General features: G+C 63.6%; 12 protein-coding genes. 4 read left to right on the top strand and 8 right to left on the bottom strand.

Annotated features, from left to right (window positions below):
* Positions 1 to 69: 69 nt before the first annotated feature.
* The 4 genes from A9O65_RS00155 to A9O65_RS00140 form a co-directional block, all read right to left on the bottom strand.
* Positions 70 to 735: a fumarylacetoacetate hydrolase family protein gene (locus A9O65_RS00155; RefSeq protein WP_064701028.1), complete on the bottom strand. Its 666-nt coding sequence runs from the start codon at positions 733 to 735 to the stop codon at positions 70 to 72.
* Positions 736 to 800: 65 nt separating this feature from the next.
* Positions 801 to 1,799: an ectoine hydroxylase gene (gene thpD, locus A9O65_RS00150; protein WP_064699058.1), complete on the bottom strand. Its 999-nt coding sequence runs from the start codon at positions 1,797 to 1,799 to the stop codon at positions 801 to 803.
* 200 nt (positions 1,800 to 1,999) lie between these two features.
* The gene (locus tag A9O65_RS00145; protein WP_064701027.1) at positions 2,000 to 2,728 is read right to left on the bottom strand and encodes a metal-binding protein ZinT; all 729 of its coding nucleotides are present in this window, start codon (positions 2,726 to 2,728) and stop codon (positions 2,000 to 2,002) included.
* Between the two features lie 115 nt (positions 2,729 to 2,843).
* Positions 2,844 to 3,830 carry a zinc ABC transporter substrate-binding protein gene (locus tag A9O65_RS00140; RefSeq protein WP_064701026.1) on the bottom strand — a complete coding sequence of 329 codons (987 nt, stop codon included), beginning with the start codon at positions 3,828 to 3,830 and terminating at the stop codon, positions 2,844 to 2,846.
* A gap of 127 nt (positions 3,831 to 3,957) precedes the next feature.
* Here A9O65_RS00140 and A9O65_RS00135 point away from each other — a divergent pair, with 127 nt between their 5' ends.
* Together A9O65_RS00135 and A9O65_RS00130 are read left to right on the top strand one after the other, a co-directional pair.
* Positions 3,958 to 4,686 (top strand): ATP-binding cassette domain-containing protein, encoded by a 729-nt coding sequence (locus A9O65_RS00135; RefSeq protein WP_064699061.1) that lies wholly within the window; start codon positions 3,958 to 3,960, stop codon positions 4,684 to 4,686.
* Positions 4,683 to 5,498 carry a metal ABC transporter permease gene (locus tag A9O65_RS00130; RefSeq protein WP_064701025.1) on the top strand — a complete coding sequence of 272 codons (816 nt, stop codon included), beginning with the start codon at positions 4,683 to 4,685 and terminating at the stop codon, positions 5,496 to 5,498. Before A9O65_RS00135 ends, A9O65_RS00130 begins: the two co-directional genes overlap by 4 nt.
* Before the next feature lie 273 nt (positions 5,499 to 5,771).
* Here the strand turns inward: A9O65_RS00130 and hisF are convergent, their stop codons facing one another.
* The 4 genes from hisF to hisB form a co-directional block, all read right to left on the bottom strand.
* The gene (gene hisF / locus A9O65_RS00125) at positions 5,772 to 6,545 is read right to left on the bottom strand and encodes an imidazole glycerol phosphate synthase subunit HisF (protein ID WP_064699063.1); all 774 of its coding nucleotides are present in this window, start codon (positions 6,543 to 6,545) and stop codon (positions 5,772 to 5,774) included.
* 3 nt (positions 6,546 to 6,548) lie between these two features.
* Positions 6,549 to 7,301: a 1-(5-phosphoribosyl)-5-[(5-phosphoribosylamino)methylideneamino]imidazole-4-carboxamide isomerase gene (gene hisA, locus A9O65_RS00120; protein ID WP_064701024.1), complete on the bottom strand. Its 753-nt coding sequence runs from the start codon at positions 7,299 to 7,301 to the stop codon at positions 6,549 to 6,551.
* 44 nt (positions 7,302 to 7,345) lie between these two features.
* Positions 7,346 to 7,987, bottom strand: a complete 642-nt coding sequence (gene hisH, locus A9O65_RS00115) for an imidazole glycerol phosphate synthase subunit HisH (protein ID WP_064699065.1) — start codon at positions 7,985 to 7,987, stop codon at positions 7,346 to 7,348.
* An 82-nt stretch (positions 7,988 to 8,069) separates the two neighbouring features.
* Positions 8,070 to 8,663 (bottom strand): imidazoleglycerol-phosphate dehydratase HisB, encoded by a 594-nt coding sequence (gene hisB / locus A9O65_RS00110; protein WP_064701023.1) that lies wholly within the window; start codon positions 8,661 to 8,663, stop codon positions 8,070 to 8,072.
* 176 nt (positions 8,664 to 8,839) lie between these two features.
* Between hisB and A9O65_RS00105 the strand changes: the two genes are divergently transcribed.
* Entirely contained in the window at positions 8,840 to 9,292 is a 453-nt protein-coding gene (locus A9O65_RS00105) for an acetyl-CoA sensor PanZ family protein (protein WP_064699066.1), read from the top strand.
* On the top strand, positions 9,289 to 11,598 hold the full coding sequence (locus A9O65_RS00100) for an AsmA family protein (RefSeq protein ID WP_064701022.1): 2,310 nt from the start codon (positions 9,289 to 9,291) through the stop codon (positions 11,596 to 11,598). The genes A9O65_RS00105 and A9O65_RS00100 overlap by 4 nt, the downstream gene beginning before the upstream one ends.
* Positions 11,599 to 11,649: the final 51 nt, after the last annotated feature.

Below are 11,649 nucleotides of genomic sequence, written 5' to 3'. Positions count from 1 at the left end.
GGGCCTTGTCGTTGAGGTATATCGGCCGAGGCTCTCAGTCTGGCTCGGCCACGATGCGCCGACCCGGGTTCATTCCGCGACCCGGGTCTCCACTGTCAGACCTCCGGTCAATTGAAGGCGCAACGCTGCACCGCGAGGCAATTCCCCCACGCCGGCGGGCGTACCGGTCAGCACCACGTCCCCCGGCAGCAGCGTGAAGTGGCGGCTCATTTCCGCCAGCAGTGTCGGCACCGAGAACAGCATGTCAGCTCCCAGGCCGTGCTGTCGGCGCTCGCCGTTCACTTCCAGGGTAAACTCCAGGGCACTCCAGTTGGGTGTCTCGGCGAGCGGCAGGAAAGCCGATATCGGACAGGCTCCATCGAAGGCCTTGGCCATTTCCCAGGGCTGCCCCTTGTCCTTCAGACGTGCCTGAACATCGCGCAGCGTCAGGTCCAGCGCCAGGCCAATCCCCGCAATGGCATGCTCGGCCTGATCAGGCGCGGCCGCACTCAATGGCTCGCCGATCAGCAATGCCAGTTCCGTCTCGAAATGAACCTCGCCACGCGCAAGCGGTAGCTGGATGGGCGAGGCCAGATCCACGGCACTGGTGGCCGGCTTGATGAACAGCAACGGCTCGCTGGGCACCGGGTTGTTCAGCTCCCGGGCATGCTCGGCATAGTTGCGACCGACGCAGACGATCTTGCCCAGCGGTTCCGGAAAACTCCGGCCATCGGTGAAACGGGGAACGAAGCGCATATCCGACTCGACTCCTTCTACGGGTGAGGCCCAGCAGGGCCCGGCTCCTTCAGTTTACGCTCGAGTCAGCTATCCGGCGACCACGGCTCATCCGGCGCATGCGCCAGGAAGCTCGGTCGGCGCTTGGCGGCCGCATAGGGCTCGACACAACGATTATCACGACGGTTGTAGACGAAGAAGGCATTGCTGCGCGGATCCGGCGACATGTTGGCGTTGGAACCGTGCAGGGTGTTGCAGTCGAACAGCAGCAGGCCACCTGCCGCGCCGGTGGGCGCCTCGATACCGTGCCGATCGATCAACTCGCGCAGTGCTTCGCGGCTCGGTACGCCGAACTCCTGAGTCTTGAGCGACTGCCGATGATGATCCTCCGGCGTTTCGCCCAGGCAAGGCACGAACACGCGATGCGAGCCCGGCACCAACATCAGCGGACCATTGAAGGTGTGGTTGTCGGTCAGCACGATGGAGGCACTCACCGCATGCATGGCGGGCATGCCATCCTCGGCGTGCCAAGTCTCGAAATCCGAGTGCCAGTTGAAGCCCTTGCCTTCGAAGCCAGGCTTGTAGTTGATGCGCGACTGATGGACATAGGGCTCGCCCCCGAGAATCTGGCGGGCGCGGCCCATCAGGCGTTCATCGTGGGCCAGGCGGCTGAAGACCCGCGACAGGAAGTGCACCGCGAACAGCGAGCGGATCTCGTTGCCCTGCGGCTCGGTAATGGCGAAGTCGCGTCCGCGGAAATCATCTCGGGCCAGCAGGGCATCGAGCTCGCGGCGCAGCGCATCGAGCTCCTCCCCCTTCAGGAAATCCGGCTCGAAGAGAAAGCCCTGGCGCTCGAAGGTGTCGAGCTGCGAGGACGAGAGCGGCCCATCGGCTTCGCCTCCCTTGACCACCGGCTCGCGGCGATTGAGCCAGGGGAGATCCAGCGGTTCGGACAGACGGGTCGGATAGGGATCCTCATCCGGAAGCGGGGCACTCCGCACCCGGCTCTCTGCTTCGAGGAAATTCAGATCGGTCTTGGCGTTCGCTTGTGGCAGCGGTCGGCTGGACGATGTCTGCACTGACATCCAATACCTCCTTATGAAAGTCGGAATGGTTCAGATTCGATCTCGTTACCGACGGCGGTCAGCCGCGGGCGGTCCATGCTGGACCCGCGTGGGAGGGTGGTGGCGTCAGGGGGAGTTTTCAAGGGGCGTGTACGCAATGAGGCCCGACACACCGGAGCGAGACGGCCCATTGGCGAGCCAATGGGCCGAGCATGGCAGCCCTAATGGGCCTTCATCTCGCGGACGATCTCGTCGCCGCTCATGCTGGAGGGATAGTAGGTCGGCCAGTTCGTGACCTCGTCCAGCAGGGCTTCCCGGTCATCGCCCCAGTAGAGGTGGTAATGGCCCGCATCGGTCGGGTAGATGCTGTGGTCGCTGAACTGGATGTACTCGGGCAACTCATCACCGCCTTCCTGCAGCTCGAAGATGAACCGCACGCCCCGGTTGCCGGCCTCGTAGGTCAGGATCTCATAGCCATCGTAGGCATATTCGCCGGACATCGTTTCGCCATCTTCATGGAAGGTCACGGTACTGCCGTCGATCACGATGCGATCGACATCCGTCTCGTAGCCCTTCGCGTAGTACGCCTTGTATTCCTCGGCGGTCTTCTCATCGCTCTTCTCCGCCTTGTAGGCCATGACTGGATCGAGCGTGCCATCCTGAAGGTAGGGATACACTGACTGCCAGTCACCCTCCCAGTCGGAAAGCGGCCGGTCCTTCACCTGGCTGTCGTCGAAATAACCTGCGTAGATATCGCTGTCATGGCCATGGTCGTGGTCGTGGTCGTGGTCGTGGTCGTGGTCGTGGTCGTGGCCATGATCGTGGCTGTGCCCATGATCGTGGTCATGCTCATCGTGGCCGTTCTCATGTGCCATCGCCGCCTGACCCGCCGTCATGGCCAGCAGGCTGATGGCCAGAACGCTCGCCCTCTTCACATATGGCATGCTCATGCTTCTCTCCTTTGCTCAACAGTTCGAGTGGATGAACCACTCGTTCTTTTACGTTATTTATCAATGTGTTACTGATGTCTCTCGATGCCGGACCACAAGCGGTGCGACACCGCGATCAGGCTTCCGTGGCGCATTGCGCCACGCCATCCGCCAACTGGCGAAGAAGTTGCGGATAAAGCGCTTCACCGAGCGACAACTCCGTTCCCAGAGGATCGATCACGATGGACGTGTCGATTCCGGTCGAGCCGAACACGTTTTCCACCAGTTGCGGGTTGAACTGCGGTTCGCTGAAGACACAGTCGACTCCCAGCTCCTGCACCATGTCCCTGAGCTCATCGATGCGCGCCGGACTCGGGTCCGACGCATCACCCAGAGAAATCGCCCCGGCAGCCGCAAGATCGAAGCGCTGCTCGAAATACTGATAGGCATCGTGAAAGACGATGAAGCGGGCGTCATGGGCACCGGCAAGACGCTCCTCCAGCTCACCGATCAGTTCCTCAAGCGCTTCCTTGCCGAGGCGTGCGTTTTCCCGATAGGTCTCCGCGTGCTCCGGATCGGCGTCGGCCAGCGACTGGGCGATGGCATCCAGCCATACACGGGCATTCTCCGGATCGAGCCAGGCGTGTGGATCTTCGCCATCATGCGAATGGTGATGACCGCCAGACGCATGATGATGGTCGTGGTCGTGGTCGTGGTCGTGGTCGTGACCATGATGATGCCCATGATCATGATCGTGGGCCTCGAAGGTGGCCCCCTGACGAAACGCCAGCGTCTTCGTGCCAGGCACCTCCAGCAGGGCGACGCTCTCGGCATCGCCGGCCAGACTCTTCAGCGATTCACCCAACCAGGGCGTCAGGTCATCGCCGATCCAGAACACGACATCGGCACGATCCAGCGCGGAGGCTTCCGATGGCCGCATGGAATAGCCATGCGGTGATGCGCCAGGCTGAATCACGAGTTCGGGGGAGCCCAGATCTCCCATGACACGATCGACGAGCGAATGGACCGGCGGGATGTCCACCGCCACATCCGGCACATCGGCGACCGCAATGGCCGGTGCTCCCAGCAGCGCCATCAAGCAATGGCGAGCGCGTATTGGCATGGCATCCTCCAGGGGCGCAGTCAGGTGAATTGAGCGGCAAACATTTATGTTATAACATAACAATAATGTCAAGCACGCCATCCTGCGCTGCCCAGCTTCACCCTTGTTCGCTTCCGATAGAGACACCATGACATTGCTGACCATCGAACACCTGGATGTCGACATTGATGGACGCCCCATCCTCGACAATATCCAGCTCACTATCGAGCGCGGCGAGATCGTCACCATCGTCGGCCCCAACGGCTCGGGGAAGACCACCCTACTGAGGGCCATCATCGGCTCGCTGACACCTTCACGAGGACGCATCGCACGGTCATCGGAACTGGTTCTGGGGTATGTCCCGCAGCGACTTCATCTCGACCCGACCCTGCCGATGACGGTGTCCAGGTTCATGGGATTGCCTCGTCGGCAGCACGCCGAGCGGATCGACCAGGCCCTCGAGCGGGCAGGCGCCGCCGGGCTGAGCCAACAGCAGATGAATTCACTGTCGGGCGGCCAATTCCAGCGCATCCTGCTGGCCCGCGCCTTGCTGGAGTCCCCCGACCTGTTGATTCTCGACGAAGCGACCCAGGGACTCGACCAGCGCGGTGTCGCCGACTTCTACCGCCAACTGGAAAGCGTACGCCGCGAGCTCGGCTGCGGCGTTCTGATGGTCAGCCACGAACTGCATGTCGTGATGCGCGCCTCGGATCGCGTCGTCTGCCTGAACGGGGCCATCTGCTGCGAAGGCACGCCGGAGCGCGTGGCTTCCTCGCCAGCCTACCGCGCCATGTTCGGGCACGACACTCAGGATGCCTTCGCCCTGTACCGTCACGACCACTCCCATCAACAAGCGCCAGCGGAGTTGGCCTCATGATCCTCGACGACTTTCTGGTTCGCGCCGCCCTGGCCGGCATCGGCGTTGCCCTGGCCGCCGCACCACTGGGTTGTTTCGTGGTGTGGCGGCGCATGGCCTATTTCGGCGATGCCACCGCTCACGCCGCGGTCCTCGGCGTGGCCCTCTCGCTGGTCCTGTCGACCTCGATCCTCGCCGGCGTGCTGGTCACGTCACTGGTCATGGCGACGATCGTCTCGTCACTGAGCGGACGGGGCTATGCCATGGATACTCTGCTTGGCGTCATGGCTCACTCGGCCCTTGCCTTCGGCCTGGTGGCGGTATCCTTCGTATCCGGCGTACGTATCGACCTGATGGCTTACCTGTTCGGCGACATCCTGGCCGTCGGCAAGCCCGACCTGGCCATCATCTGGGCAGGGGCGGCCCTCGTGCTGGGATTGATGGGCTGGCGCTGGTCGAACCTGCTGACCGCCACCCTCAATACCGACCTCGCCTACGCCAGTGGCATCGACCCGAAACGCGAGCAGTTGATCCTGACCCTGTCGCTCGCGGTAGTCGTTGCCGTGGCACTGAAGGTGGTAGGCGTCTTGTTGATCGCCGCCTTGCTGATCATCCCCGCCGCCACGGCCCGCCCGTTCAGCCGCACACCGGAAACCATGACGTTGCTCGCCGCCGCCTTCGGGGCGAGCGCCACCACCGGGGGCCTGCAGGCGGCCTTCTGGCTGGACACCCCGACCGGTCCGACCATCGTCAGCCTGGCCGCGATCCTGTTCGCCCTGTCCAGCCTGGCCGGTCGCGTGAAGGCCCGCGCCATGAAGGCCCCGGGGCAGTAGAGAAACGCTGATTTACGCGGGAAGCCAGGCCCGTGCCCGACGGGCCATCGCCTTCCCCACATCCATGTGGGTCACGCAAGGCGTCTGGAGCACAGAAGGCAAGACATAACATGAGGTTAGGCGAGCTTTCGACCGGGCTGGCGCACCCGCACCGCGTACCGGTTCGCCAGGAGCGAACCGGTAGCGTCGTTAGATGGGCCCGCAGGGTAACCGACAAGGATGGCAGCCAGAGCGCAGCGATCTGCATGCGCAGGCATGTATACCGTGTTTCCCCTAAAGGCGCATCTCGATGCCACGCTCGGCCATGTAACGCTTGGCCTCGGGAATGCTGTACTCGCCGAAATGGAAGATACTGGCAGCGAGTACCGCATCGGCCCCGCCATCCTTGACGCCTTCCACCAGGTGATCGAGATTGCCGACGCCACCGGAGGCAATCACCGGCACGCTGACCGCCTCACTGATGGCACGAGTCACGCCAAGATCGAAGCCCTGCTTGGTACCATCGCGGTCCATGCTGGTGAGCAGTAGCTCACCGGCTCCCAGTTCTACCATCTTCTGCGCCCACTCGACGGCATCCAGGCCGGTGGGACGACGGCCACCATGGGTGAAGATCTCCCAGCGCGGCGTCTCGTTCTCGCCGGAGACCCGCTTGGCGTCGATGGCCACCACGATGCACTGGCTGCCGAAACGTTCCGCGGCCTCATGAACGAAGTCGGGATTGTGCACGGCGGCCGTGTTGATCGAGACCTTGTCGGCGCCAGCATTCAGCATGGTGCGAATATCGTCGCAGGTGCGAATGCCGCCGCCCACGGTCAAGGGAATGAACACTTCGCCGGCGATGCGCTCGACCATTTCCACCGTGGTGTCGCGGTCCTCGTGGCTGGCGGTGATGTCGAGGAAGGTGATCTCATCGGCCCCCTGGTGGTTGTAGCGCTGGGCGACCTCCACCGGATCGCCGGCATCGCGGATGCCGACGAAGTTGACGCCCTTGACCACGCGTCCCGCATCGACGTCCAGGCAAGGGATGATGCGCTTGGCGAGTCCCATGGTTCAGCTCCCGGTTCGTTGGCGGGTGAGTTCATCGCACAGCCGCTGCCCTTCGGCCACGTCCAGGCTGCCTTCGTAGATGGCACGGCCGGTGATGGCACCGAGGATTCCCGTCTCGCCTGCTTCGACAAGCGACCGCAGGTCATCGAGGTTGGTGACGCCCCCCGAGGCGATAACCGGCAACCCGCCCTGGCGCGCCAGCTCAGCGGTGGCCTCGACATTGACGCCACCCATCATGCCGTCACGGGCAATATCGGTATAAACGATGGCGGAGACGCCGTCGTCGGCGAAGCGCTTGGCAAGCTCGGTGGCCTTGATGGTGGACACCTCGGCCCAGCCATCGGTGGCCACGAAACCATCGCGGGCATCGAGACCGACGATCACGTGGTCCGGAAAGGCCCGGCACATCTCGGTGACGAAATCGGGCTCCTTGACCGCCTTGGTGCCGATGATGACCTGAGAGACTCCCGCCTTCAGGTAATGTTCGATGGTCGCCGCGCTACGAATGCCGCCGCCGATCTGGATCGGCAGGTCCGGATAGGCACGGGCAATGGCGGTGACTGCCTCGCCATTGATCGGCTCCCCCTCGAAGGCGCCATTGAGATCGACCAGATGCAGGCGGCGAGCCCCGGCCTCGACCCAGCGAGCGGCCATGGCCACCGGGTCGTCGCCATAGGTGGTAGCGTCGTCCATGCGCCCCTGCTTAAGGCGAACGCACGTGCCATCCTTGAGATCGATGGCGGGAATTACCAGCATGTCAAATCCTCCAGGGCGGGGCCCGGCGGTAGGCCGGGCGCCGTTCAGGGCATCCAGTGAACGAAGTTTTCCAGCAACCTGAGTCCAGCCCGGGAGCTCTTCTCCGGATGGAATTGCACGGCGAAGGTGGCATCGCGGCCGGTCGCCACATGGGCCGAGATACGGCCGTACGCGGTGGTGCCGAACAGGGTGGTGTCGTCGTCGACATCGACATAGTAACTGTGCACGAAATAGAAATGCTCATCCTGGTCGATGCCGCGCCACAACGGATGGTCCTGATGCTGGTGTACCAGGTTCCAGCCCATGTGCGGCACCTTGCACCGGTTGTCGTTCTCGTCGCGCATGTCGGCGGGGAAATGGCGTACCTGGCCGGGCATGAAACCCAGACAATCGATGCCACCATTCTCCTCGCTACGTTCGTGCAGCATCTGCTGGCCGACACAGATGCCCAGCAGCGGCTTGTCCTGGCTGGCCAGCAGCTCCTCCACCAGGCCACGCAATTCCGTACGCTCCAGCTCGCCCATGCAATCGCGAATGGCCCCCTGACCGGGCAGAACCAGCCGGGTGGCACCATGGATGCGCCGAGCATCACGGGTCACCACGACATTCTCGTGAGTCACGTGCTCCAATGCCTTGGCGACGGAATGCAGGTTGCCCATTCCGTAGTCGATGACGGCAATGGTCATGAGATGCTCCTCGTATCGGTCGACGGGTTCGGGAAACCTGACTCAAGCGTCTCGCGCTCCACGGCGCGGCCCGGCGTTTCCTTCACAGGCTGCCCTTGGTGGACGGCATCCGGCCGGCCATGCGCGGGTCTTCGGCCGCGGCCATGCGCAGGGCCCGGCCAAAGGCCTTGAAGATGGTCTCCGCCTGGTGATGGGCATTGAAGCCCTTCAGGTTGTCGATGTGCAGGGTGACCCGGGCATGATTGACGAACCCTTGGAAGAACTCCCAGAACAACTGGGTGTCCATCTGTCCCAGGACGGCACGGGTAAACTCGACATCCATGAACAGGCCCGGACGACCGGAAAAGTCCACCACGACCCGCGACAGCGCTTCGTCGAGTGGCACATAGGCATGGCCGTAGCGGTAGATGCCGCGCTTGTCGCCGATCGCCTGATCGAAAGCCTGCCCCAGGGTGATGCCCAGATCCTCGACCGTATGGTGGGCATCGATATGCAGGTCGCCCACCGCCTTGATGTCGAGGTCGATGAGTCCATGGCGCGCCACCTGATCGAGCATGTGATCGAGGAAGGGCACACCGGTCTCGCAGGTCAGCCGCCCCTCGCCATCGAGGTTCACGGTGACCGTGATCTGGGTTTCCTTGGTGTCGCGGGTGACCATGGCGGTACGCTCGGACATGTTGAATCTCCAGCGCCAGGGCGCTTGTCGAAAGAAGACCGGTCGCTTGACCAGAACGCGCCGATGGCAGGCCGCCGACGCAGAATCGCCATTATAGTGAAACGCCACCCCCATCCGCTACAATGCCAACCATTCAGCGATGGCGGTCTTCGCCACCCTAGACGGGAGAATCATGCATGCCGGTCACGCTTCAGCGAGTCGACCAGGCGACCTGGGAATCGGATGCCCAGGCCCGCACCGATCTGCTCCGCATCTACGCCGATGCCCCCATCGAGCGCCTGCCACAGGAACCCGAGGCGTTCATCCGCGAGCATCTGGCGGCAACGCGCTTCTTCTGCTGCGCGCACTTCAACGATCGACTACTGGGAGCCGTGGCGGTCCACACCGACGCCGACGCCTGGTGGCTCTCCCACCTCTGCGTGCGCAAGACCACACGCCGCCGGGGCGTCGGCTCGCGTCTTCTGACACTGACCGGCGAAGCGGCACACCACGAAGGGTGCCGGCTGCGCATGGTCAGCTCGCAGCTTTCCATGGCCGACCACATGCTGCTGAAACGACTCGGCTATCGCCTGACCCAGACGGGTGACTACTTCGAACTCGATTTACCGCCCAAAGGAGCCGGGCAATGAAGCGAATCCTGCGTACCCTGCTGGCCACCATCGGCATTCTCGGCTTGGTCGTGGTCGGTGCCGTGGTCTTTGTCACCACCTTCTTCGACCCCGAAGACCTCAAGCCACGCCTCGTCGACGTGGTACGCGAACATAGCGGGCTGAAGCTGGAACTGGATGGCCCGCTCAGCTGGTCGTTCTATCCGCGACTGGGCGTCAGCGTGAAGGCCGCCGAAGCTCGCCTGCCGAGCCAGTCTTCCGATGCCCGTCCGTTCGCCGCCTTCGACCAGGCCGAAGTCAGCCTGGCCTTCGCTCCCCTGCTGCGCGGGGAGATTGCCATCGACGGCCTGACCCTCGAAGGTCTGTCGCTCAACCTGGCGCGCGATGCCCAGGGCCGTGGCAACTGGGAAACGCTCATCGAGCGCCTGGAGAGTCGTGGCGAAGAGGCCGAAGCCGTCCTCGCGCCAGCCAGCGCCGGCCCCAATCCCGAGGCCTCGAGCGACGGAGGGCTTTCCGTGGCGCTCAACATCGCCAGCGTTCAGGTCCACCAGGGGCAGGTCCACTACCGCGATGATCAGGCAGAACGGGATATCATCCTGGAGCAGCTCAACGTGACCGGCCGCAACGTCAATCCCGACAAGCCCTTTCCGCTCAATGCCAGCTTCCGCGTCACGCTGGACGACGACGTTGCCGTCGAAACGCCGACCCTCGTCAGCGAGATCATCCTCAAGTCGCAGGTCGACCTCGGTCTGGCCGAAGGACGCCACGTTCTGCAGCAGCTTTCCCTGCAGGCCGATACCCGTCTCGGCGATGCGCAGGAGGAGCAGCGAGCCAACCTGAGCGCCGGCGAGGCAGTGCTCGATCTTGGCGAGCAGCATCTGACATTGCGCGATGGCCAGCTCAATACCAGCCTGTTGCATCCGCGCCTGGGCGACAAGCGTCTGGCGCTGGAGACCACTTTCCAACTGGATGCCGACCTGCCGGCCCAGACGGCGCAACTCCGCGAACTGCACCTGACGGGCCCCGACGGCCTCGACCTGAATGGCAACCTCAACCTGACCGAACTGTTCACGGCGCCTACCTATCGCGGGCAGTTGCAACTCTCGCCATTGTCGCTGCGCCCCTGGCTGACACGCCTCGACATCCTGCCGTCCACGGCAAGCGATACGGCACTGAGCGAGGTCGGCTTGACCAGCCCGATCGAGGGCGATCTGCAGACCATCACCCTGGACGGCCTGACCCTGAACCTGGATGGCGGCACCTTCAGCGGGCAGTTGGGAGGCCGCTTCGACGGCTCTCGCCTGAATCTCGACCTGCAGGGCGACACCCTGAACCTGGACGATTACCTGCCGCCCGATACGCCTTCCTCGGAAACCAGCGCCAGCCTTCCCCTGTTCGAGCGCGCCTATGCCGAGCAAGCGACAGCCCTGGTGCCCGCAAGCTGGCTGGCCGGCCTGAACCTCGAGGCGCATCTTGAGCTCGGCGAGCTTCACTTTCTGCGGCAGCGCTTCCAGAACGTGGCCTTGGCGCTGGAAGGCCAGGAGGGTCGCCATCGCCTGACTCGCTTCAAAGCGGATTTCCACGAGGGCCAGCTCTCGGCCACCGGCTCGCTCGATGCCCGCGAGACACCGCTGCGCTGGCAGCTGTCACCCAACATCAGCGCTGTGAGGCTGGGCGATCTGCTGGAAAGCCTCGGCGATGAACCGACCCCCGTGCAGGGGCTTCTGGAAGGAAACGGCGAACTCGAAAGCCAGGGCAACAGCCTGGCCGAACTCAAGCGCGCCCTGAACGGCCACCTGGAAACCCGGCTCGCCGAAGGGCAGTTGACCGGCACCAATATCTCACGACAACTCTGCACCACGGCGGCCCGTCTCGAGGGCAAGGAGACCAGCCGAGAATGGCAGGAGGGCACCCGCCTCCAACGCGCCGAGGCCAGCTTCCGGATCCGCGATGGCGTGGCCGAGAGCGACGACCTCACCGTGACGATCCCGGGTATCGCCCTGGACGGCCAGGGCCAGCTCGATGTGGCCAGCGAACGCTTCGATCTCAAGGCCGATGCCCACTTCACCGACACCGTGGATGCAGCCTGCGAGGTCAATCCGCGCCTCAAGCAAGTCCCCTTCCCCGTTCACTGCGAAGGGCAACTGAGCGAAAACAGCAACGAGTGGTGTCGCTTCGACCGCCAGGCCCTGCAAGGGTCGCTCGGCGATTTGCTGCGCCAGGAAGCCGGCGAGGAAATCGACAAGCGTCTCGAAGACGCCATGGACAAACTCGAGGAAAAAGCCGGCGGTGAACTTCGTGGCACCCTCGAGAGTCTATTGAAATGAGCATCAAGTAAAGCCAGTCACTGCGCCGGTCTCCGTGATCGGCGCTTTTTT

This window comes from Halomonas caseinilytica (genome assembly GCF_001662305.1).
In the GTDB taxonomy this organism is placed as follows: domain Bacteria; phylum Pseudomonadota; class Gammaproteobacteria; order Pseudomonadales; family Halomonadaceae; genus Halomonas; species Halomonas caseinilytica.
Note: the sequence above shows the minus strand (reverse complement) of the source record. Positions and strands in the feature narration are given on the sequence as shown.